Source organism: Rahnella sp. ChDrAdgB13, from assembly GCF_017655185.1.
GTDB lineage: Bacteria > Pseudomonadota > Gammaproteobacteria > Enterobacterales > Enterobacteriaceae > Rahnella > Rahnella contaminans.
The window spans coordinates 40,748-63,476 of record NZ_JAEMGT010000031.1 but is presented as its reverse complement, the minus strand read 5'-3'; the positions used below and the strand labels follow the sequence as shown (position 1 = coordinate 63,476).

General features: G+C 55.7%; 23 protein-coding genes and 1 pseudogene. 15 read left to right on the top strand and 9 right to left on the bottom strand.

All coding sequences use genetic code 11. From position 1 onward, the window contains the following. The first annotated feature begins 235 nt into the window (after positions 1-235). Complete coding sequence (locus tag J8X26_RS10585) at positions 236-1,303, top strand: LacI family DNA-binding transcriptional regulator (RefSeq protein ID WP_152324444.1); 1,068 nt, start codon at positions 236-238, stop codon at positions 1,301-1,303. Positions 1,304-1,317: 14 nt separating this feature from the next. On the opposite strand, the pseudogene J8X26_RS10580 reads toward J8X26_RS10585, so the two are convergent. Beyond that, positions 1,318-2,080, bottom strand: a pseudogene (locus J8X26_RS10580) (SDR family NAD(P)-dependent oxidoreductase). Between the two features lie 189 nt (positions 2,081-2,269). Between J8X26_RS10580 and J8X26_RS10575 the strand changes: the two are divergent. The 11 genes from J8X26_RS10575 to yghU all read left to right on the top strand — a co-directional run bounded on the left by J8X26_RS10575 (position 2,270) and on the right by yghU (position 13,722). Continuing rightward, positions 2,270-3,172 carry a LysR substrate-binding domain-containing protein gene (locus J8X26_RS10575; protein WP_208950874.1) on the top strand — a complete coding sequence of 301 codons (903 nt, stop codon included), beginning with the start codon at positions 2,270-2,272 and terminating at the stop codon, positions 3,170-3,172. Between the two features lie 53 nt (positions 3,173-3,225). After that, on the top strand, positions 3,226-3,957 hold the full coding sequence (locus J8X26_RS10570; protein WP_152324446.1) for a FadR/GntR family transcriptional regulator: 732 nt from the start codon (positions 3,226-3,228) through the stop codon (positions 3,955-3,957). A gap of 108 nt (positions 3,958-4,065) precedes the next feature. After that, positions 4,066-4,971 carry a 2-dehydro-3-deoxygalactonokinase gene (locus J8X26_RS10565; RefSeq protein WP_208950873.1) on the top strand — a complete coding sequence of 302 codons (906 nt, stop codon included), beginning with the start codon at positions 4,066-4,068 and terminating at the stop codon, positions 4,969-4,971. Further along, on the top strand, positions 4,968-5,618 hold the full coding sequence (locus J8X26_RS10560) for a 2-dehydro-3-deoxy-6-phosphogalactonate aldolase (RefSeq protein ID WP_208950872.1): 651 nt from the start codon (positions 4,968-4,970) through the stop codon (positions 5,616-5,618). Before J8X26_RS10565 ends, J8X26_RS10560 begins: the two co-directional genes overlap by 4 nt. Then, entirely contained in the window at positions 5,615-6,502 is an 888-nt protein-coding gene (locus tag J8X26_RS10555; protein ID WP_208950871.1) for an SMP-30/gluconolactonase/LRE family protein, read from the top strand. The genes J8X26_RS10560 and J8X26_RS10555 overlap by 4 nt, the downstream gene beginning before the upstream one ends. A gap of 36 nt (positions 6,503-6,538) precedes the next feature. Continuing rightward, positions 6,539-7,939 (top strand): sugar porter family MFS transporter, encoded by a 1,401-nt coding sequence (locus J8X26_RS10550; RefSeq protein ID WP_165058364.1) that lies wholly within the window; start codon positions 6,539-6,541, stop codon positions 7,937-7,939. Between the two features lie 47 nt (positions 7,940-7,986). Beyond that, positions 7,987-9,357 (top strand): MFS transporter, encoded by a 1,371-nt coding sequence (locus tag J8X26_RS10545; RefSeq protein ID WP_208950870.1) that lies wholly within the window; start codon positions 7,987-7,989, stop codon positions 9,355-9,357. After that, entirely contained in the window at positions 9,354-11,075 is a 1,722-nt protein-coding gene (gene ilvD / locus J8X26_RS10540) for a dihydroxy-acid dehydratase (protein ID WP_152324452.1), read from the top strand. Before J8X26_RS10545 ends, ilvD begins: the two co-directional genes overlap by 4 nt. A 2-nt stretch (positions 11,076-11,077) precedes the next feature. Beyond that, positions 11,078-11,974 (top strand): dihydrodipicolinate synthase family protein, encoded by an 897-nt coding sequence (locus J8X26_RS10535; RefSeq protein WP_152324453.1) that lies wholly within the window; start codon positions 11,078-11,080, stop codon positions 11,972-11,974. Between the two features lie 14 nt (positions 11,975-11,988). Then, complete coding sequence (locus J8X26_RS10530; RefSeq protein WP_208950869.1) at positions 11,989-12,762, top strand: SDR family NAD(P)-dependent oxidoreductase; 774 nt, start codon at positions 11,989-11,991, stop codon at positions 12,760-12,762. A gap of 108 nt (positions 12,763-12,870) precedes the next feature. Further along, complete coding sequence (gene yghU / locus J8X26_RS10525) at positions 12,871-13,722, top strand: glutathione-dependent disulfide-bond oxidoreductase (RefSeq protein ID WP_208950868.1); 852 nt, start codon at positions 12,871-12,873, stop codon at positions 13,720-13,722. Between the two features lie 58 nt (positions 13,723-13,780). Here the strand turns inward: yghU and yghX are convergent, their stop codons facing one another. Continuing rightward, a complete protein-coding gene (yghX, locus tag J8X26_RS10520; protein WP_152324456.1) occupies positions 13,781-14,686 on the bottom strand; it encodes a YghX family hydrolase in 906 nt (301 codons plus the stop codon). Between the two features lie 153 nt (positions 14,687-14,839). Here yghX and J8X26_RS10515 point away from each other — a divergent pair, with 153 nt between their 5' ends. Continuing rightward, positions 14,840-15,040, top strand: coding sequence for a DNA polymerase III subunit theta (locus J8X26_RS10515; protein WP_152324457.1), 201 nt, complete (start codon positions 14,840-14,842; stop codon positions 15,038-15,040). A 6-nt stretch (positions 15,041-15,046) separates the two neighbouring features. Here the strand turns inward: J8X26_RS10515 and J8X26_RS10510 are convergent, their stop codons facing one another. Beyond that, entirely contained in the window at positions 15,047-15,928 is an 882-nt protein-coding gene (locus tag J8X26_RS10510) for a LysR substrate-binding domain-containing protein (protein ID WP_208950867.1), read from the bottom strand. A gap of 105 nt (positions 15,929-16,033) precedes the next feature. Here J8X26_RS10510 and J8X26_RS10505 point away from each other — a divergent pair, with 105 nt between their 5' ends. Together J8X26_RS10505 and J8X26_RS10500 are read left to right on the top strand one after the other, a co-directional pair. Then, positions 16,034-16,360, top strand: coding sequence for a carboxymuconolactone decarboxylase family protein (locus tag J8X26_RS10505; protein WP_208950866.1), 327 nt, complete (start codon positions 16,034-16,036; stop codon positions 16,358-16,360). Between the two features lie 15 nt (positions 16,361-16,375). Next, complete coding sequence (locus tag J8X26_RS10500; RefSeq protein WP_152324459.1) at positions 16,376-16,774, top strand: tautomerase family protein; 399 nt, start codon at positions 16,376-16,378, stop codon at positions 16,772-16,774. 78 nt (positions 16,775-16,852) lie between these two features. Here J8X26_RS10500 and flhA read toward each other — a convergent pair whose 3' ends face one another. The 6 genes from flhA to hypA all read right to left on the bottom strand — a co-directional run bounded on the left by flhA (position 16,853) and on the right by hypA (position 22,639). Further along, on the bottom strand, positions 16,853-18,931 hold the full coding sequence (gene flhA / locus J8X26_RS10495) for a formate hydrogenlyase transcriptional activator FlhA (protein ID WP_374101278.1): 2,079 nt from the start codon (positions 18,929-18,931) through the stop codon (positions 16,853-16,855). A 103-nt stretch (positions 18,932-19,034) separates the two neighbouring features. After that, positions 19,035-20,057 (bottom strand): hydrogenase expression/formation protein HypE, encoded by a 1,023-nt coding sequence (gene hypE, locus J8X26_RS10490; RefSeq protein WP_208950864.1) that lies wholly within the window; start codon positions 20,055-20,057, stop codon positions 19,035-19,037. Then, positions 20,054-21,214: a hydrogenase formation protein HypD gene (gene hypD, locus J8X26_RS10485; protein ID WP_208950863.1), complete on the bottom strand. Its 1,161-nt coding sequence runs from the start codon at positions 21,212-21,214 to the stop codon at positions 20,054-20,056. The genes hypE and hypD overlap by 4 nt, the downstream gene beginning before the upstream one ends. After that, on the bottom strand, positions 21,214-21,498 hold the full coding sequence (locus J8X26_RS10480) for a HypC/HybG/HupF family hydrogenase formation chaperone (RefSeq protein WP_104921178.1): 285 nt from the start codon (positions 21,496-21,498) through the stop codon (positions 21,214-21,216). The genes hypD and J8X26_RS10480 overlap by 1 nt, the downstream gene beginning before the upstream one ends. Then, on the bottom strand, positions 21,489-22,265 hold the full coding sequence (gene hypB / locus J8X26_RS10475; protein ID WP_165058380.1) for a hydrogenase nickel incorporation protein HypB: 777 nt from the start codon (positions 22,263-22,265) through the stop codon (positions 21,489-21,491). Before hypB ends, J8X26_RS10480 begins: the two co-directional genes overlap by 10 nt. A 29-nt stretch (positions 22,266-22,294) precedes the next feature. Then, positions 22,295-22,639 (bottom strand): hydrogenase maturation nickel metallochaperone HypA, encoded by a 345-nt coding sequence (gene hypA, locus J8X26_RS10470; RefSeq protein ID WP_152324464.1) that lies wholly within the window; start codon positions 22,637-22,639, stop codon positions 22,295-22,297. Positions 22,640-22,729 lie beyond the last annotated feature (90 nt).

Below are 22,729 nucleotides of genomic sequence, written 5' to 3'. Positions count from 1 at the left end.
AGGGCGATCGTCACCTTGCTGAATTTATTAATAATTCAGGGCAGGCAAATACGATATTTTTTCTCTGACGTTGTTATTCAGGAGAGTAGTAACGACTTTTTTTTCCAACAACCGCTATTTGTGACAGGAATTGCAGTGCGGCAGAATGGTTTTGCTATGATTGCGAATAGCTTAAGAATTACAACCAGTTAACCGTGGTAATAAGTCCATACTCTAATGAGGCGTTGATCACACAATGACGGGAAAATTAAAAATCAGGCAAATTGCGGAGCTCACCGGGCTTTCTCCGAGCACTGTTTCCCGTGTCCTTGCTGGTAAAGCGAATGTCAGCCCGCGGGCAAAAGAAAAGGTATTTACCCATGCAAGAACCATGGGTATTTTGCGCGACATTCCCGCCAGCCGTTTGTTAATGAATACCCTGTTAATTTGCGCGCCGCCTGCGGCATTTTCCCAGCGTGAAGATCTCTATTATTACGAAGCCATTCAGGAAATTACCGCTGAAGTGGCGCGCTTTGATATTCATATCCGTAAATGCGCGTTGTCGGTAAATGACCCTGATATCGCGGTTTTTATGCAGGCGCTGAATCTGTCCGACGTGGACGGCGTCGTTATCATCGGAATTGATGACGTGATGCTTTATCGTCTGGCGGCGGAATCGAATAAACCGGTGGTGATGCTGAATGCGAAAGACAGCGAAATGCGCCTTGATTGCGTGTCAGCGGATCACTATTCGATCGGTTATTGCGCGGCGAATTTCCTTTTCCAGAAAGGCCACCGGCCGGTATTGCTCTTCACTGACCTGCGCCGCGAAACCATGATGCAAAGGCTGGACGGCTTCAAACGCGCCTGTCTTGAGCATCACGTCATTTTTGACGAAGCGACACATCTGCTGATCAATCACGGCAACGGCAAAGAGCAGGCGCGCAAATGCTTCGATAAATACCTGAAAGAGCGCAACCGCGAATGCCTGCCGTCAGCCATTATCTGCGGCAGCACGCCGATTGCGCACGCCACCGTGGAAGCGTTGCGGGATCAGGGCATCCAGGTGCCGGAAGACATTTCCGTCATGAGCATGGATTTCGAGCATGACATGAAACTCACCTCGCCGATGAATTTCACCTCCGTCCTTCTGCCCTGCCGCGAGCTGGGCAGCGAGGCCGTGTACATCCTGCAAAGCCGCCTGACGCGGCCATCAGGCGCGAAATTTAACCTGCTGTTGCAGGGCAAAATCCACACCGGACAATCAGTTGCGGATGTGAAATGGAAGCGCAAAGGGTTATATCCGCAGCCTTCCGGTTTATAATCAGACGATGATGATCAGTTGCGACCGGCCATCACACCGCCGTCAATATCCCAGATTGCGCCGGTGACCCAGCCCGCTTTTTCGCTCAGCAGAAACGCGACGGTTTCAGCGATATCACGCGGCTTACCGACGCGGCCAATCGGGTGGAAACTGTTGAAGCTGTTCATCACACCTTCCACTTCATCTTTCGCGATAAAACCCTCATAAATTGGCGTCTGCACCACCGCCGGAGACACGGATGCCGTGACCGCCCAGCTCAATCGCCATGTTTTTGGTCAGTGCATGCAGCCCGGCTTTAGCCATTGAATAGGCGGAAAAAGGCGTGGCACCGATGGCCTGCTGCGCCCACATCGACCCGATATTCACCACCGAACCGCGCGTTCCGGCTGCCAGCATATTTTTCACCACATCACGGGTGATAAAAAACGTCGCGCGGTTAATGTTCATATACATGTCGTAATCGGCTTCTTCATGCTCCGCAAAAGGTTTCGGGAAAAACACACCCGCGGCATTCACCAGCAGACTGATATCCTGATGCTCCGCGTTAATCGCGTAACGGATGTGATTCATGCCCTGCTCCGTCATCAGATCCCCCACCAGCACGAAAACCGGACCGAGTGCGGAAAGCTCACGCTGCGCGGCGTCGGCTTTTTCCTGACGGTTACCGACCAGCACCACACTGCCGCCCTGCTCCAGCATCAGACGCGCGGTTTCCAGCCCCATGCCACTTGTACCACCAACAACCAGTAATTTTTTACCGCTGAATGTGTTGCTCATCATTTTTATCTCCGCAATATTTTCTTTGTCTGTGTAACCGGAGCAGTTCCTCGATCCGGCTGATGAGGTCATCATGCCAGCCATGCGCACCGCCAGCGACGCATAAGAAATAAGTCATCGACAAAGAAAAACTATCTCATTACTGTGCGCTGGTACTTTGCAAAAAATTTCCCCGACGATGAGAACATCATGCGAACCCTCAACAGACTGAAATGGTTGCAGGCTTTTGAAGCCACCGCGCGACACGGCAGTTTTACCGGCGCGGCGAATGAGCTGGGCGTAACACCCGCTGCGGTCGGCCAGCTGGTGCGGGCGCTGGAAGAATGGGTCGGACATCCGCTGCTTACGCGCAGCCGCTCCGGCAGTGAACGCCTCACGCTGCTCAGCGATGTGCATGATGCGCTCGATGACATCTCGCTCGGGCTGGATAAACTGGAAAGCGGCCTGACAAAACTTCGCGGGCGCAGTGCGCGCTCAGTGGTGGTGGTCACCGCCTCGCAGGTGCTGGTGATGAACTGGCTGATGCCGCGGCTTAATCGTTTTTCAGAACGCCATCAGAATATTGATATCCGTCTGGACGTCGCAGACCGGCTCACCGATCTTGCGCACGGTGAAGCCGATATTGGTATCCGCTGCGGGCCGGGAAACTGGTCAGGTTTACACGCTACCTGGCTGATGGATGAAGAAGTGGTGATGGTGTGCAGCCCGTCTCTGCTGCCCGCAGATAAGAACATCAGCCACAACTGGCTTTATGAACAAAAGCTTATCCACGACGACACGCCGCACTCCGGCGCGAATTTCCCGCTGTGGGAAAGCGTACTGAAAAAATGCGGGCTGGACGGCGTGCGTCAGTCTCATCAGCATATCAATTCCACCGCCGCGGTGATCCAGGCCGTGCTCAGTGGTCAGGGCATCACGCTGGTACGCAAAGCGCTGGTGCAGCAGGATTTAGATATTCACCGGCTGGTACAGTTATTCCCGCAAATGACGCTGCCAATCACCTGGTCTTATTATCTCGTCAGGTCTGCAAAATCCTTACAACGCCCGGAAGTGAAGGCATTTCACGACTGGATGGTGGAGGAAATTCAGTAAGATGTTACGATTATCGCGCCAGCCCTCCCCTGAAACTCACTGCTGAGACTCCGATGAACAAACTCACTTCTTCCGTTTCTGAATCCATTACCCGTGATCTGGCGCTGCGCATTATTCGCGGCGAACTGGCTGTCGGGTTACCGATCCCGGGGGAAAACGAGCTGGCGCAGCAGTATGAGGCATCGCGTACGTCGGTACGAAATGCGCTTCAGGTGCTCGGGGCGAAAGGCATGTTACTGATCCAGGCCAAGAGACGCAGTATCGTTACGCCGCGCGAGCAGTGGAGTTTTCTGGATGCAGAAGTGTTGTCGTGGCTCGAAGATGTCGGTATCGAATCGGAACTGGTAGAACAACTGATGCTCACGCGCCTGATTTTTGAGCCAGACGTCGCGGCCATGGCGGCGCTCAATGCTACCGGTCATGATCTCGCCGCGATTGAAGATGCGCTTGCGACCATGCAGTCCGGCCAGAAAAACAATTCTGCCGCAGAATTCGAACAAGGCGATCTGGCATTTCACACCGCCGTTTTGCAGTCGTGCCATAACCCTTTTCTGGCGTCAGTCGGTAACGCGCTGTCGGCAGCAATGCTTCTGTCTTTCAAGCAAACCCTCGAAGCTGACCTGCAACTCACGCAGGAAGCCGTACAGCAGCACCGCGACTTACTGGAAGCGATCCGCCTTAAACAAGCTGATTCCGCACGCAAATGTATGCGCCACATCCTATTGAGCGCCGCCCACAAACACATCTGGCGCGAAATCCCCGAAAAGTATCAGCACTTCTTTTAACGATCTTTTTTATCCCCGTTAGCTAACTTTCGATCTCCATCACAGTTATAAGGTTATTTTTTCCTCATCATTCTTGTCATACAAGATTTTACTGGTTGTAACTCAAGAATGAAAAATTACTGGATTGCCATCGACTGGGGAACCTCGAATTTTCGGGCGTTCCTGATGAAAGAACATCAATGCCTCGACACTGTCAGCGCGCAGTGCGGCTTGCTGCATGTGCCCGACCGCCAGTTTGCCGCTGCGCTTAAACCGCTGATTGCCCGCTGGCTGGCGCTGCATCCACAACTGCCTCTGCTGATGGCGGGCATGGTCGGCTCGCAGCAGGGCTGGCAGGAAGTGCCGTATGTCGCGCTGCCCGCCAGTTCGCGGCAGCTGGCGCAATGTACCGCCTCGCTGAAAACACCGTGGGGAAGCCCGTGCCAGATTGTCGCGGGTGTCAGCGGGAAGAATGAATTCGGTTTACCGGACGTCATGCGCGGCGAAGAAATTCAGCTGCTCGGGCTGGCGGCACTGCATCCCGATCCGCAAAACAGCCAGTACGTGATCCTGCCCGACACGCACAGCAAACACGCCGAACTGCATAACGGTGAGATCCTGCGGTTCAGCACATTCATGACCGGTGAGATTTATTCGGTAATGCTCAGCCATTCATTGCTGGGGCGTGATGTACCGGAATCGCCAGAAGATCCCCGGGCTTTTGCTCTTGGCGTCACCAACGCACTGCACGCGCCACACCTGAGCAATGCGCTGTTTTCAGCCCGCACTTTGCGGCTGAACGGCGAACTCACTCCCGCGCAGGTCGCCAGCTATCTTTCCGGTTTACTGATTGGCGCGGAATTATATGCCGTTGCGGGCAAAGAAGCGTGGATCGTCGGTTCGCCCGCCTTAACGGAACGCTATACCCGCGCCGCAAAACAGCTCGGGATCACCCTCACTTCTGCCGACGGCAATGCGTGCTTCATTCAGGGCATGACGCAGATTTATCAGTGTCTTCACGGAGAGTCGTCATGAATTACCTGAATTTTTCCCGCCGCTGGCAGGAATGCACGTTGCCGCTGATTGCTATTTTGCGCGGCATCACGCCGGAGGAAGCGCAGGGCGTGGCGCAAACGCTGCTCGAATGCGGCTTTACCTATCTGGAAGTGCCGCTCAACAGCCCGCGTCCGCTGGAATCCATCACCATCATGGCGAACAGTGTCGGCGACAAAGGTTATGTCGGCGCAGGAACCGTGCTGACAGAACATCAGGTGCATCAGGTCGCAGAGGCTGGCGGACAGCTGATTATCTCCCCGAACATGGAGCCGTCGGTGATCCGCGCCACTCTTGAACTCGGGCTGCTGAGTTTGCCGGGCATCGCCACGCCGGGTGAAGCTTTTACGGCGCTGCGGTCGGGTGCCAGCGCGCTGAAATTTTTCCCTGCCGAGTTAATGACACCTGCCGTCACCAGGGCAATGCGTGCGGTTTTACCGGCGGAAGTGGTTTGCCTGCCGGTTGGCGGCGTGAATGCCGATGCCGGGCAAATGCGCGCCTATCTGCAAGCGGGCGCAAACGGATTTGGTCTGGGCGGCGGGCTGTATCAGCCGGGCATTACACTGTCTGCCCTTCGCGAACGGGCGCTGGCGTATCAGGCGACATGGCAGCTGGCAGCGCAAAAATGAAAAATCCTCTGCCGAAAAGCTCTGCGCTGAAAAATTTATCAGTTATCGGTGATTACCGTGCCGAGCTGGGCGAGACGCCGGTCTGGTGTTTCAGCTCACAGTCGCTGATTTGGGTCGATATTGTGCAGCGGCGGTTACTGCGTTACTGGCCGGAGCAGGACGATCGTTTTGAAATCCACACCTTACCTTCTGTGTGCAGCGCGGTATTACTGACCGACCGACCGGAGCATTTTTTGCTCGTCACCGGCGAAGGCATCCTGCTGTATGACTATCACAGCATGACCCGTTATCCGCTGTGCGGCTGGCCGGAAACCGCCGCCACGCGCCCGAACGAAGCGGCCGTCGCGCCGGACGGTTCCGTGTGGTTCAGCACAATGGACGCCACCGCCACAAACGCCCTCGGCAGCTGGTATCGCTTCGCCACTGGCGACGCGCAGCCGGTGAAAATGCTCGGCGATCAGCATGTGCCTAACACGCTGGTATGGCACGGCGGCCACGCCTGGTTTATCGATACTTTTGCGCACTGCTTTTACCAAAGCCCGGCCAGCCTTATCACACATCCGACGCTGCGCACCTGGCCGCTGCCGGACGATGTTTTTGCCGACGGTTCTGCCGTAACCAATACAGGCCTGTTGCTTAATGCCCGCTGGGGCGGGGCTTGTCTGGCGGCTTATCAGCTTAATGATTATGCCCCGCAATTTCTCACGACGTTGCCTTTGCCCGTCATGCAGCCATCGAGCTGCGCTTTCGGCGGCAGGAATTTTCAGGATTTGTACATCACTTCGGCGCGCGATGGGCTCAGAATGCCGTCCGCCACGGACGGCGCTTTGCTGCGCTACGAAACGCCCTACACAGGACAGCGGGCCTCCCTGTTCACCCTGTAAAACCCCATAAAATCAAAATAATCTCAAAGGTGACTTATGACGACGAATATCATTCCCCGGGCGGTGCCGCACACCAACCGGCAGACCCTGCTGGTCTGTTTATTGGCCGCGCTGGCGGGCCTGCTGTTCGGGCTGGATATGGGCGTGATTGCGGGCGCGTTACCGTTTCTGGCGCAGGAATTCGGCCTGAGCAGCCATCAGCAGGAAATGGTGGTCAGCGTGATGATGCTCGGCGCGGCGCTCGGTGCGCTATGCAGCGGGCCACTGTGCTCTCGCATCGGACGTAAAAAAACGCTTCTGATTGGCGCAGCACTTTTTGTTGCAGGCTCCATCGGCTGTGCCTTTGCGCCTGATTTGCAGATCCTTATCGTCTCGCGTTTCCTGCTGGGCGCAGCGGTCGGCGTGGCCTCATTTGTGGCACCGCTTTATCTCTCCGAAATCGCGCCCGAACACATCCGTGGCAGCATGATTTCCCTGTATCAGCTGATGATCACCATCGGGATCCTGGCGGCATTTCTGTCTGATACTGCGTTCAGTAGCAGCGGCAACTGGCGCTGGATGCTGGGCATTATTACGTTCCCCGCACTGATTCTGTTTGCCGGTGTTTTAACGCTGCCCGAAAGCCCGCGCTGGCTGATGATGAAAAACAAAAGTGAGCTGGCGGAAAAAGTGTTGCTGTTGCTGCGCTCAACAAAATCCGAAGCGCACATCGAACTGGAAGCCATCCGCCAGAGCGTGCAGATGAAACAGCGCGGCTGGCACTTATTCCGCGCTAACAGCAATTTTCGCCGCACCACCTGTCTCGGCGTGCTGTTGCAGTTCATGCAGCAGTTCACCGGCATGACCGTCATCATGTATTACGCCCCGAAAATCTTCGCGATTGCCGGTTTCGCTTCCACGCAGCAACAAATGTGGGGAACGGTGATTGCCGGATTAACCAACGTGCTGGCGACCTTTATCGCCATCGGTCTGGTCGATCGCTGGGGACGTAAACCGATTCTTAAACTGGGTTTCAGCGTAATGGCAATTTGTATGACGCTGATGGGCTGGATGTTCTTCACCGGCATCACCAGCCTGACCCAACAATACGTGGCCGTCACGCTGCTGCTGATTTTCATCGTCGGATTTGCCATGAGCGCCGGGCCGCTGATCTGGGTGTTGTGCTCTGAAATCCAGCCACTGGCAGGCCGCGATTTTGGCGTCACCTGCTCCACGATGGCGAACTGGATTGCCAACATGATCATCGGCGCGACATTCCTGACGCTCATCGACACCGTCGGCAGCGCGGGCACGTTCTGGCTATACGCCGCACTTAACGTCGTCTGCATCGTCCTGACCCTGATTTTTGTACCTGAAACTAAAAACATCTCGCTTGAAAACATCGAGAAAAACCTGATGGCCGGTCTGCCGCTGAGAAGCATTGGCAGCTCACGCTGATTAACCCTTTCCCCTCCACCCGGAGGGGATATTAAGAGGTCAGACAAATGGCATCTTTAAAATCTGAGAGTAAGGTCAGTGCGGTCTATAGCAAGATTACCCGACGCCTGATCCCCTTTTTGATCCTGTGTTATTTCTTTGCTTATCTGGATCGTGTCAACATCGGGTTTGCCAAACTGCACATGCAGGATGCGCTGAATTTCAGCGATACGGTTTACGGCCTCGGTGCCGGGATCTTCTTCATCGGCTATTTCCTGTTTGAACTGCCGAGCAACCTGATGATGCAGCGTTTCGGCCCGCGTTTCTGGATTGCGCGCATCATGATCAGCTGGGCCGTCTTATCCGCAGCGATGAGCTTCGTAAAAACACCCACTCAGTTTTACGTGCTGCGTTTTCTGCTCGGCGTGGCCGAAGCCGGTTTTTTCCCCGGCATCGTGTTCTATCTGACACTGTGGTTCCCGTCATGGCGTTCGGCGCGCACGCTGGGGTTATTCATTCTGGTCACCCCGCTTTCCACCATTGTGGGCAGCCCGCTCTCCGGCTATATCCTCAAAGCTTTTGAAGGCGTCGATGGCCTGCACAACTGGCAATGGCTGTTTCTGGTCGAAGCCATTCCCTCTTTCCTGCTGGCGTTTGTAGTCCTGAAATTTCTCGATAATGACGTTAAATCAGCCCGCTGGCTGACAGACGAAGAAAAAAAGATTGTGGCAGCCGATCTGGAAACCGACCGTCAGCGCAGTCTGGACGCCAATGCCGGTAAGCCGCCGCAAAGCCTGAAACTGATGTTTAAGAACGGCTATGTCTGGCTGCTGGCGCTGATCTTCTTCAGCTTCAACATCGGTTATTACGGCATTAATTTCTGGCTGCCGTCGATTATCAAAACTTCCGGCGTCACCGATGATTTTCACATCGGCCTGCTGGCTGCCCTGCCCTATGTTTTCGGCGCACTGTTTATGGTGTGGAACAGCCGACATTCCGATTTACGCTGCGAACGCCGCTGGCACATCGCCATCCCGGCCATTATCGGTGCGGTGGGTCTGAGCCTGAGCGCCTGGTGCAGCGGCTCCACGGTGTGGATGATGACCTGGATTTGCCTGGCGATGTCCGGAACGCTGGCCCTGATCCCGACTTATATCAGCCTGCCCGGCACGTTGCTGTCGGGGACGGCCGCTGCGGCCGGGATAGCGTTGGTCAACTCGGTCGGCAATCTGGCCGGATTCTTTGGCCCGACCGTTCTTGGCTGGCTGAAAGACAACACCGGCAGCACCAATACCGGCCTGTATATCCTGGCCGCGTTCCTGCTGCTGTGCGCCCCCCTGATATTTTTATTACCAGCAAGACTGGTTAACCCTCGTCGCAGCCCTGAAAAAACGGCGGAACGCGACGCAGAACCATCATTAAAACGAGGCAGCTTATGAGTGGATGTGGCAACGGATGTGGTAACGGATGTGGAGGCGGTGACGGGCACTTCAATCCGGTACTGAGCGGAGATGACGGCGCGCTGAAACGTGCGCTGTACAAATCCATGGGACATACCGACGAACAGTTGCGCCGTCCGGTGATAGCCGTCGTGAACAGTTACACCAACGCCACCGCAGGGCATGTCAATCTTAATGAACTGACCGCGGAAGTCCTGAAAGGAATCGACGAAGCCGGTGGCGTCGGCATGGTATTCGGCACTATCGCGCCGTGCGACGGCATCGCCGAAGGCCATCTGGGGATGCGCTATATCCTGGCTGCCCGCGAAGTGATCACCAGTTCTATTGAGGTCATGATGCGCGCCCACCGTTTCGACGGTATGGTGCTGCTCGGCTCCTGCGACAAAATTGTCCCGGCCATGCTGATGGCGGCGGCGCGTCTGGATATTCCGGCCATTATGGTCAATGGCGGCCCGATGTATCCGGCGCACTATAAAGGCAAAGACTGGGACGGCAACATCGTGACGGAAGCCATTGGCTGGAAACGACGCGGTGAAATTGATGAAGCGGAATTCCGTCACATCGAAGACATCGCCGAGCCGGGTCCGGGCTCCTGTACCATGTACGGTACGGCCAACACCATGTGCTGTATTGCCGAAGTGCTGGGCATGAGTTTACCGGGCAGCAGTACGTTACCGGCCATTTCGAAAGAACGCCGCGAATGTGCTTATGCCACCGGTCAGAAGGCTGTAGATCTGGTGATACGCGGAGTGAACGCGCGCCAGATAATCACACCGGAATCCATCCGTAACGCCATGATTTATCTGCTGGCGACCGGGGGTTCCACCAACGCCATTCTGCATTTACAGGCCATTCACTACGAAGCGGAATATGGCCATCTGCCGCTGCTGGAGTTCGACAAACTCAGCCATCATGTCCCTCTGGTGGCCGCCCTCTATCCGGCTTCTGAATACGACATGATTGATTTTTGGGAAGCCGGTGGCGTGCCTGCGGTAGAAAAAGAAATCAGTTCGCTGATGGATCTCAGCGCCCTGACGGTCAGCGGCAAAACCAAAGCCGAATGGCTGGCAGAAGCACCAAAAACCCGTCGCCCGGAAGTGATCCACACGCTGGCTATTCCCGTGCGTAACGAAGCGGGAGTGGCCGTTCTGCATGGCAATATTTCGCCGCTCGGTTGTGTGGTGAAACCGGCTGCCGTACCGGAAAACCTGATGATTTTCAGCGGTCCGGCGGTGGTATTTAACAGCGAACAGGAATCCGTAGATGCCATTCTTTCCGGCGAAATTGCACCAGGCAGCACGCTGGTGCTGCGTTATGAAGGGCCGAAAGGCGGACCAGGCATGCCGGAAATGTACAAGCCGATGAAATGTCTGGAAGGTATGGGGTTGTCTGACAGCTGCGCGCTGATCACTGACGGACGTTTTTCCGGTTCCAACCGCGGCTTATTCGTCGGGCATATTTCGCCAGAAGCCAGCGACGGCGGCGATCTGGCGCTGGTCGAAAACGGCGACATCATCACCATCAATATTCCCACCCGCGAACTGACGCTCAACGTCAGCGCGGACATTCTGGCCGAACGCCGTAAGCATTGGGTGCCGGTTGAAAAACAGGTGCCACGGGGATTCCTGCGTTTATACCGCCGCTGGGCGCTGCCTGCGGCGCAAGGTGCGGTGTTAGCTGACCGCGACGAGGAGTAATCATGTACACATCTTCTGATATTTGCGGCGTTAACCCGATTGCCGCCCTGCCCTTCACGGCACAGGGCGAGCCGGATTACACCAGTTTCAGCCGCTTGCTGGAACACCTGGCGGCTACCGGCATTCAGGGACTGACGCTATTTGGTATCGCCAGCGAATTCCCAAAACTCGACGACAGCGAGCGGCTGTTGCTGGCCGATTGTTTTCTCTCAGACCTGAAAGGCAGCGGCATTTTTCGCGCGATGTCTGTGACCGACCACAGCACCGAAGTGGCGGTGAAACGCGCGCGGGATTATCAGAAACGTGGCGCTGATGCCCTGATGCTGCTGCCGCCGTTCTTTTTGCAACCCGACGCCGACGCGATTTCGCACCACATTTTCTCGGTGCTGGAAGCCGTCGATATTCCGGTGATGGTGCAATACGCGCCGGGGGAAACGGGTCTGGCCATCACGCCTGAACAACTGAGCGAGGTGGCGGCCCGTTATCCGCATGCGGTCTTTAAAATCGAATGCAATCCGCCGGTGGATTACACCCGTGAATTTCTAAAACGTGCGCCACAGGCCAGTGTTCTCAACGGCTACGCCGGTCTGTATATGCTGGAAATGCTGGCAGCGGGCGGAAAAGGCGTCATGCCCGGCTGCTCATTTAGCGAAGTCTACGTGCAGATTTACCGGCTCTGGCAGGCGGAAAAACAGCATGAAGCCCAGGAACTGCACGGGAAGCTGTTGCCGTGGATCCGCCGCTGGATGACCCATTGTGAATATATTATTCAGGTGGAGAAAACCATTTTGCACAAACGCGGGATCATCGAGACAGATTACTGCCGCCATCCGGGCTGGACGCTGACCGCCGAAGACCATCAGATGATCGACACGTTCATCACCACTTTCGCGCTTTAATTCAGGGATAAATTATGACTACTTCTGACCACTCTCCCCGTGTCGTTATTGTTACCGGCGCCAGCCAGGGGATCGGCCACGCTATCGCGCAGACATTTTTGAATCATGGCGATATTGTGATCGGTTGTGCGTTTTCATCCCCGGAAAATGCACCTCACGCGCAGGAACTGCTGGCGCAATATCCCGACAAATTCTTCTATTTTTCTGTGGATATCACCCAAACCGAAAGCATCGCCGGGTTTATCAGTGACGTCGAATCCCGCTTTGGACGCCTTGACGTACTGGTATCCAATGCCGGCAAAAACGTATTCAAAGGCATTGATTGCGAACTGGAAGACTGGCATCACAACCTCGATCTGAATCTGCGCTCGCACTGGTACATTGCCAAATGCTGCCGTGAGATGCTGGAAAAATCCAAAGGCGTCATTCTGGTGATGACCTCCAACCACGCCTTTTCCACTATGCCGGGCTGCGCACCGTACAACATCACCAAACGCGCCCTGCTCTCGCTGGTACAAAGCCTGACCATCGAATGGGGCCCGCCCATCCGAACCGTCGGCATTGCCCCCGGTTTTATCGATACCGCCGGAAACCAGGTGTGGTTTGACTCGCACGAAGACGGCGAAAAGTCGCGTCAGGACACCATCCGTAAACACCCGGTCGGACGCATCGGAACATCAGAAGAAGTGGGCGAACTTTGTCTGTATCTGGCCAGTCCGGTCGCCGGTTTTATTGCCGGCACCACCATCGTTATGGATGGCGGACGCAGTGCCTTAATGCAGGATTAAATCCTCTTCGTGCCCTGATTTCGTCAGGGCACATTCTCAGCGTCATCGTTGATTATCTCCTGCTAAACTTTTGAGTCTTAACCTCAAAAAAACGCTGCGGAGAATGTCATGTCAGAACAGTATCAGCCACCAAAAGTCTGGACCTGGAATAAAGACGAAGTCAGCAAGTTCTCAAACATCAACCGCCCGATCGCAGGCCCGACTCACGAGAAAACCTTGCCGGTCGGCAAACATCCGTTGCAACTTTATTCTCTGGGTACACCGAACGGCCAGAAAGTGACGATCCTTCTGGAAGAGTTGCTGGCGCTGGGCGAAAGCGGTGCAGAGTACGACGCACATTTGATCCGCATTAACGAAGGCGATCAGTTCTCCAGCGGCTTTGTTGATGTGAACCCGAATTCGAAGATCCCTGCACTGCTGGACAATTCGGCCAAACCGCCAATCCGCGTGTTTGAATCCGGCAATATCCTGCTGTATCTGGCGGAAAAATTCGGTCAATTCCTGCCGAAAGACCTCGCGGGACGCACTGAAACCCTGAACTGGCTGTTCTGGCTGCAAGGCTCCGCGCCGTATCTTGGCGGCGGTTTCGGGCACTTTTATCACTACGCGCCGGTCAAAATCGAATACGCAATCAACCGTTTCACGATGGAAGCCAAGCGTCAGCTCGACGTGCTGGACAGACAGTTAGCCGGTCACCGCTTTATTGCCGGTGAAGAATACACGATTGCCGATATCGCCATTTTCACCTGGTACGGCAGCCTCGCGCAGGGCGGTCTGTACGATTCCGCCGAGTTCCTGGATATCCAGTCCTACAAAAACTTCCAGCGCTGGGCGGCGGAAGTGGCGGATCGTCCGGCGGTCAAACGCGGCCGTATTGTTAACCGCACCTGGGGCGAGCCGGATCAGCAACTGGCAGAACGCCATGACGCGTCAGATTTTGATGACAAACTGAAATCCTGATCCATACCGGATTGAGTCAGAATGCAAAAAGAGCAGGATTCGATCCTGCTCTTTTCATTTATGCCGTTTCAGTTTGCGGGTCGAGGTACTTTTTAAACCAGGCGATGGTGCGATCCCACGCCAGATCGGCTGCCGCTTTGTCATAGCGCGGCGTCGAATCGTTGTGGAATCCGTGGTTTACGCCGGGATATACATACCCTTGATACACTTTATCATTCGCCTTGAGCGCAGCCTCATAAGCGGGCCAGCCGTCGGTAATCGGCTTATCCAGTTCGGCGTAGTGCAGCAATAACGGTGCTTTGATGCGCGGCACGTCTTCGGCTTTTGGCTGACGTCCGTAAAATGGCACCGCCGCCGCCAGTTCCGGGTATGCCACCGCAGCCGCATTCGCCACGCCGCCGCCATAACAGAAACCGGTAATGCCCACTTTTCCGGTCCCCGTTTCGTGGTGCATCAGAAACTCCACGGCGGCAAAAAAGTCATTCATCAGCCTGGCCGGATCCACTTTCTGCTGAAGCTCGCGGCCTTTCTCATCGTTCCCCGGATAACCGCCGACAGAACTCAGGCCGTCCGGTGCCAGCGCCACAAATCCGGCTTTCGCCACGCGGCGCGCGACGTCTTCGATATACGGATTAAGGCCCCGGTTTTCATGCACCACGACCACGCCCGGCACTTTCCCCGTGGCTTTGGCCGGACGCACAAGATAGGCTTTTACGCTACCGTGCCCTTGCGGCGACGGATACTGAATGTATTCCGCCACAATATCGGGGTCGGTAAATTGCACCTGTTCAGCGTAGGCATAGTTGGGCGTCATCAGCGTGGAGAGCGCCGCCAGCGACAGGCCACCCGCCACAAATTTTGCCGAGAGATCGAGAAACTCGCGTTTTGTCATTTTGCCATGAACATAAAAATCAAAGTATTCGAGCAGTTCTGGCGGAAAATCTTTGGCTGTCATTCGCGTCATCGTCAGGCTCCGTTTCAGAAATTCGAAGCCTAAATAATGGTCTGATTTTGACTGTTTTGTAAACTGATTGTGAAATTGGATTTCAATACGACGCGCACCACCGCCTTTTGCCCGCCTACAGTGCTAAACTGCGTTCAGTCAAAAGGAGACGCTATGAATAATAATCTCGCAGGTCTTACCCAGGAAGAAATGGAAAAAGTGAGCGCCGGGCTGGCGGCCGGAACCGTCGCCGTACGCGAGCGCAATAACCTTCCCGTCAACGCGGAAGCCGTTGAGATGGAACAGCCGGAGCATCTGCGTGCATACTTTCGCGAACGACTTGAACACTACCGCAGCCAGCCCGCCAGAAAGTAAAACCCGTTACTGCCCGGTGGCGAAAAAACCGGTGATGGCATCAGTCAGATACGTCGCCGGTTCGCCCGGCTGCATCTGGCTCTGATGAAGAGTAATACCGATTTCGCCCGGCGCGGGTAAATCCTCCAGAACCTTCAGGGCTGCCGGTCTGCCAAAGTCCGTCCGTAAAGTAATCCCCAAACCGGCGGACAGCGCCGCCCAAATCCCGCCCAGGCTGCGGCTGGTGAAAGCAATCCGCCACGGGATCCCCGCTTTATCCAGCGCCGCCGTTGCGGCACTTCGCATCAGACACGGCGCTTCAAAAACCATTAAAGGCAGTGGTTCGCCGGTTTCCAGATAATGCGCCAGTGAGAAATTCTGCGGCCCAATCCAGCGCAGCGGAATGCGGCCCAGCGCCCGGCTGGTCGGGAAAAGCGGAATATCATCCGCCTGCCAGCACACCGCCAGATCGAATTCGTTATGCCGGATCCCGTCGAGCAATTGCTGATTGCGCGTGATGCTGGCGGATAACTGCACCTGCGGATGTGCACGGGTAAACGTGCCGAGAATGGCCGGTAACAGCGCCTCGCCGAAATCTTCCTGCATACCGAGATTAATGCTGCCACTCAGCGTGCTGGTTGATAACGCCGCGCTGGCTTCATCGTTGAGACTCAAAATCCGTCGCGCATAACTGAGCATAACTTCGCCCTGCGCAGTCAGAATCAGATGCCTTCCGGCTTTTTGCTCCAGCTCCGTACCTGCCTGCTGTTCCAGCTTTTTCAGCTGTGCGCTGACCGCCGACGTCGAGCGCCCGAGGCGATCAGCCGCCAGCACAAAACTTCCCAGTTCGATGCCGGTGACAAAACTGCGCAGCGCTTCTGCATCAAAAGTTACCGGTCGTTTAGCCACGTTTAATCATCCCGTTTTTATGGATTAATGCTGCTGATATTTTCGATATTAAGGATAATCATAACGCCTTATGCTCATTTTCACACCCGCGAAAAGGAACCTGACATGAGCATCAAGACCCCCTCCCCTATGCTGCCGCCTGAAGCTATGACGCGCCTGACGCCAAAACTCGCGCAGGTGACTGAACAGGTTTTATTTGGTGACCTGTGGCAACGAAGCGAGCTGCCTGCACGCGACCGCAGCCTGATTACCGTCGCCGCACTGATTGCGCTGAACCGCAGCGAACAGCTGCCGTTTCATCTGGATCTGGCGGTTAAAAATGGAGTGACGCACAGCGAACTGAGCGAAGTGATCACGCATCTGGCGTTTTATGCCGGATGGCCCGCCGCCGCTTCCGCACTGACCCGTTTCGCAGCGCTCGACCCGCAATAACAGAGGAAAATCATCATGCCGTTTACCCGAATTTCAATTCCTGAACACCGCCTTGAAGGCTGGAAAAACATGATTTCTACTGTTTTGCAGGACGCGCTGGTCACTACGTTTTCCGTTCCCAAAGACGACTGTTTCCAGCTGTTTGAACCGGCAAGCCACGGCCAGCGGATAATCAACCCGACGTATCTGGCAGGCCCGGACAGCCGTCGTTCAGACGATTTTCTGCTGTTCCACATCACAGCCGGGAAGCCCCGAAATATCGAACAGAAAGCCGCTCTGTATCGTTATTTGAATGAAAGATTGCACACGGAGATCGCCATCGATCCGGCGGATATCATGGTAGTGGTGAATTTCACCCAGCCGGAAGACTGGTCGTTCAGCCACGGTGACGTCTTTCGCGTAACAGATAAATAAGTGACTGAGGTTTTTTGCAGAAATAAAAAAGCCCTGAATCTGTCTCAGGGCTTTGTTATTTATGCCATTCAAAGAGGGTCAGTGCGCTGCAATGCCTAATTTTTTCATGCGCGACAGCAAGGTGGTGCGTTTTAATCCCAGACGCTGCGCGGCACCATGCGGCCCGGCGACCACACCGTTGGTTTCTTTCAATACTGCGATAATACGCTCGCGCTCGTCGTCTGCGTTCACCGGCGGCGCAGGTTCAGAGAATGCCGGTGCGGCAACCGGTGCCACCGGCAACGGGTAATTCAGCTCGGGAAGTTGCAGATCCAATACCGTTCCGCGTGTCAGAAGCACCGCCCGTTCGATGACGTTTTCCAGCTCACGGACATTCCCCGGCCACGGCATGCGGCTCAGCAGACGCAGCGTTTCCGCCGGAATGCTGTCGATGGTGCGTTTCATTCGCTTGGCGATTTTGTAGGTCAGAAATTTCACCAGTTGCGGAATATCTTCCGGTCGTTCGCGCAGCGGTGGGATCACAATCGGGAAGACGTTCAGCCGGTAATACAAGTCACTGCGGAATTCTTTGTCGGCCACCATTTGCCGCAGGTCACGGTTGGTCGCGGCGATCATGCGCACGTTCACTGAGATCAGCTTGTTGCCGCCTACCCTTTCGAATTCACGTTCCTGCAAAATACGCAGCAGTTTAGGTTGCAGCTCCAGCGGGATTTCCCCGACTTCATCGAGGAAGAGCGTGCCCTGATCCGCCAGTTCAAAACGCCCCATACGCTGGGCGGTCGCGCCGGTGAACGAGCCTTTTTCATGACCAAACAGGTCACTTTCCATCAGCCCGGCGGGCATTGCCGCGCAATTCATTTTGACCATCCGCTGATCACGGCGATCGCCGAGGTTATGAATCGCTCTGGCGATCAGTTCTTTGCCGGTGCCTGTTTCCCCGAGGATCAGCACGGAACAGTCGCTTTTCGCCACGATCTCGACCTGTTTAAGCACAGCAGACATGCCCGGACTGCGTCCGACGATGTCGCTGAAATCCGGGTTATTGCTGTTAATCTGCTCGGTCAGATAGAGGTTTTCGTGTTGCAGTTTTTCCTTCAGGCTTTTGATTTCCTGATAGGCCAGCGCGTTGTCCACCGCAATGGCAATTCGCTCGGCGATTTGCTGCAAAACCCGCAGGTTGGCAGAATTGAAATTATCCGGCTGGCACTGCGCCAGTTTGAGAACGCCCAGCGTTTTATGCCCGAAACGCAGCGGCAGAATGCACAGCGTTTTGGTCTGATCGCGCCACAACAACTGGAACAGCGTACTCTCGTCGTCGTCCGGTTCTTCGGAAGGCCGCGCGTTGGTCAGCAACATTTCGCCGTTTTTCATCACCTGCTGTTCCAGCGATCCCGCCAGCGTCATGCGCGATTGTTCGCGTTCGGCAACATGCGTTTGTATATAATGCGTGGCGTAAACGCTGGCCTGTTCGCTGTCTTTGTCGGCGTCGCACAGCACGATGCTGATGGCGTTGATGTGGAAAAAGTGATGAATGGTTTTAGCGATTTCGCCGGTCAGTTCGTCGAGATCCAGCTTGGAAAGCACCGCATTGGTGATGTCCACCAGAATGCGGAAATCGTCACGTTCGTGGCGCAACAGCGATTGCTGAAGCAGCGCGTTTTCGCGCAGTTTAATCTGTTCAACCGCAATCGCCGCCAGCATACAGAGTTCGTGCAGCCCGTTTTTATCTTCTTCGCTGAACGTTGCCGCGTGCTGACGGGTAAATTCACAACCGCCCAGCAGGCCGGAAGCCGCCAACATCGGAACCAGACAGTAATCGGTAAACGCCGGATACAGGTTGAGCGCGGCCAGCTGCGGGTAACGCAAATGCAGCGCATCGCTGCGCCAGACCTGCGTTTTCGGATTGCTGAGCAGCGCATGCACCGGCCCTGTGGCGAGCAGGGTTTCGTCTTCGTAACTTACCGGCTGATGATGCGGATCGATGCCGTAAAAACTGACGCGTTCGCTGGTGCTGTCAAACAACACCAGCGTCACCGATTCTGCAATGCCGGCACTCTGTACCACCTGGGTCAGAGTTTCCAGCAGCGAGGTCATGGTCTGTTGCAGCAGCAGTGTGCGCGTCAGTTCCAGCAATCCTTTGTGTTTTGTCGTGCTCATGGTTGCACTCTGCATAGCGTTAGCTCTGGATAACGTAGTTTCTGAAAAAAGGGCAATACGGAAAAGTCTACCCCTTTCGTGGGACTCAGCCCCCCTGATGAGATCAACAAATGCGGGGTAAAGGTTCGGTATGTGGCAGCATCAGCTGCCGGGAGACACCCAGCGCGCCGCGCAGACAGACCTGCGGATTTTCGGTGACCTCGCCGATCGTTGCGGCGTCCGCGCCCAGCGGGTGCTTTCGCAATAAATTCAGTACCCTTTCTTCCGCCTGCGCAGAAACCACCGCCACCAGTTTGCCTTCATTGGCAAAATTCAGCGGTTCCAGCCCCAGCAGTTCGCAAATTCCCCGTACCGCGGATTTGACCGGTAGTGCATTTTCATCAATGGAAATGCCGAAACCGCTGGCCTCGCTGAACTCATGCAAAATCGCGTTAACCCCGCCGCGCGTCGCATCGCGCAGGGCGTGGACGCCGGAAACGGCGCGCAGCGGCGCAACCATTGGCGCCAGCACGGCGCAGTCACTCTGAATACCGAGATCCATTCCCAGCTGCTCGCGGAGATTGAGAATGGTGGCGCCGTGATCCCCCAGCGTGCCGCTGACGATCACTTTATCTCCGCACTGAATCTGCCCCGCCCCCCACGCCACATCACCAGGGATCACGCCGATCCCGGCGGTGTTAATGAAAATTTTATCGGCTGCGCCACGCTGCACGACTTTGGTGTCGCCGGTGACAATGGCGATCCCCGCCTCGCGCGCGGTTTGCGCCATCAGGCTGATAATTTTCTGCAAATCGTCCATCGGCAACCCCTCTTCCAGAATGAATCCGCAGGAGAGATACGCCGGTATTGCGCCGCTGACGGACAAATCGTTTGCCGTGCCGCACACCGCCAGTTTGCCGATATTACCGCCGGGAAAGAAAATCGGATCAATGACATAGCTATCGGTGGTAAAGGCCAGACGATCGCCCTGCTCGCTCATCGCGGCCAGCGATAACCGCGCGCCATCTTCGCGTTCGTTGAGCCACGGATTATCAAATGCGCTGAGAAACATTCTTTCAATCATCTGCTGCATCGCGCGACCACCGCTTCCGTGCGCCATCGTCACTACGTCATTGCGCTCGCTCATCCTGCCACCTTCTGTTTCATCTCTTGCTGTTCCTGTGCGGGTTCATTTTCCAGATACCGGTACTGATACCAGGCGGCGCAGGCACCTTCTGAGGAGACCATCAGCGCGCCAAACGCGTTATGCGGCGTGCAGCCGGTGCCAAACAACGGGCATTCATGCGGCTTGCAGCGCCCTGTCAGCACGTCGCCGCAGCGCGAACGCGGATCATCGGCCACCGATTGTGTCTGCGGCCTGAAACGGCGTTCGGCATCGAAGGCAGAATAGGTTTCCGTCAGGGAAATTCCCGACGCCTCAATAAGGCCCAGCCCGCGCCATTCGCTGCTGCCTGAAAGCTGAAAGACTTCGCGGATCGCGTTTTGTGCCAGCACATTACCCTCTTCGGGCACGATGCGCCGGTATTGGTTTTCGGTTTTACACGATGCCTCGCAAACTTGTTCTACGAGCATTAAAACGCTTTGCAGCATGTCCAGCGGTTCAAACCCGCTGACCACCAGCGGTTTGCCGAATTGCGTATTAATGAAATGGTACGGCGCGGTGCCGATCACCATGCTGACGTGGCCGGGCGCGAGAAAAGCGTCGATGCGGACATCGTCTTGTTGCAGCAAACTGCGCAACGTCGGGATCAGGCTGATGTGCTGGCAAAAGACGCTGAAATTGGTCAGCCCTTCGCGCCGCGCCTGTTGCAGTGTGACCGCCGTCACCGGCAGCGTAGTTTCAAAACCGAGCGCGAAAAATACCACCTGCCGCTGCGGGTTTTCCCGCGCCAGTTTCAGGGCATCGAGCGGCGAATAGACCACCCGCACATCCGCGCCGCGTTCGCGTGCATTCAGCAGCGAACCCTGTTTTCCCGGCACCCGCAGCGCATCGCCAAAGGTGCAGAAAATCACGTCCGGGTGCGCCGCAATTTCGCAGCAGGCGTCAATCCGCCCCATCGGCAACACGCACACCGGGCAGCCAGGGCCGTGGATAAATTCCAGCTGCGGAGGCAGCAGTTTATCCAGACCAAATTTGAAAATAGCGTGCGTATGACCGCCGCAGACTTCCATAATTTGCATCGGCTTTTCAGCGCTATACGGCAGTTGTGCCGCCCGTTTATGCAGGCGTTCAATCAGCGTTTTCGCCAGCTTCGGGTCGCGGAATTCATCGACAAAACGCATTATCTGGCCTCCCCCGCGCCGAGAAACAGCGCGACATCGGCTTCCACTTCTTCCATGGCGTGCAGTGCCGCCAGCGTTTCCTGCGCTTCGTGCTCGTCGAGACGGCTCAGCGCAAACCCGACGTGAATTAACACCCAGCCGCCAATCAGCTGTTCGCGTTCGCTGATGCCTTCACAAACCAGCGCGATATTCACCTCACGTCGCAAGCCGCAAACTTCTGCCCACGCGTGATCGGGCTGTTGCTCATGCAGCGCAACGATTTGCCCCGGAATGCCTATGCACATCGCTGCTGCTCCAGCCACGCCAGCCACTCGTCCATGCCTTCGCCGGTGGTGGCGGAAAGGCGGATCACTTCAATTTCCGGGTTGACCTGCCGCGCATTGGCGATGCAGGTTTCGACGTCAAAACTGACGTACGGCAACAGGTCGATTTTATTGAGGATCATCAGGCGCGAGGCCGCAAACATATGCGGATATTTCAGCGGTTTGTCCTCGCCTTCAGTGACGGAAAGCACCGCCACTTTATGCCGTTCGCCGAGATCAAAACTGGCAGGACACACCAGATTGCCGACGTTTTCTATAAACAGCAGGCTGTTATTGTTCGGCGACAGCTGATGTACCGCGTCATGCACCATCTGCGCATCGAGATGGCAACCTTTGCCGGTATTCACCTGAATCGCCGGAACGCCGGTCGCCCGGATACGATCCGCATCGTTGGTGGTTTGCTGATCGCCTTCCACCACTGCGCAGTCGAAATACGGCGCAAGACGGGTCAGCGTGCTGGTCAGTAGCGTCGTTTTGCCGGAACCGGGGCTGGAGACCAGATTCAGCGCCAGAATGGCGGCCTGCGCAAAATGCTCGCGGTTATGCGCGGCGATATGATTGTTCTTCGCCAGCACATCCATTTCGATATCCACCAGCCGACGCGGCGCAAACGGCAAACCGTGCGAATGGCCGTGCTCATGTGGATGCGAATGATCGTGGTGAGAATGTTCACTGCTGACGCCTTCAATCCGAAGCTCGCCGCTGGCACAACCGCAGGTACTGCACATAGTTTTCTCCCCCGGGTTTCTGATACCCGTTATTCGATTTCAATACGTTTAATTTTCATACCGTCGTCAGCGATTACCCGCACATTTCGGCCGCCGCATTCCGGGCAAAGCAGCACGTCGGGGCGAAACAGGCGGATATCTTTCTGGCAATCGTGACACCAGCTTTGCGCCGCGGGCGTATCGAGATGCAACGCGCAGCCTTCGGCCAGTGTTTTCCGACACGCCAGCTCAAAACAAAATTGCAGCGCTTCCGGCTCGACGCAGGAAAAAGCCCCAATTTCCATCCATACCGCGGTTATTCTCCGCGCATTATTTTGCTGACCAAATTCCTGCATTATTTCCACGGCATTCTGGCACAACGTTATTTCGTGCATGATTTCCCCTCCCGATGGAGTCAGATAAAAGGACTTCTGCAATATTAATGCCAGATTTCATGACGCTTATTAAAAGACCGGACTTTTCCG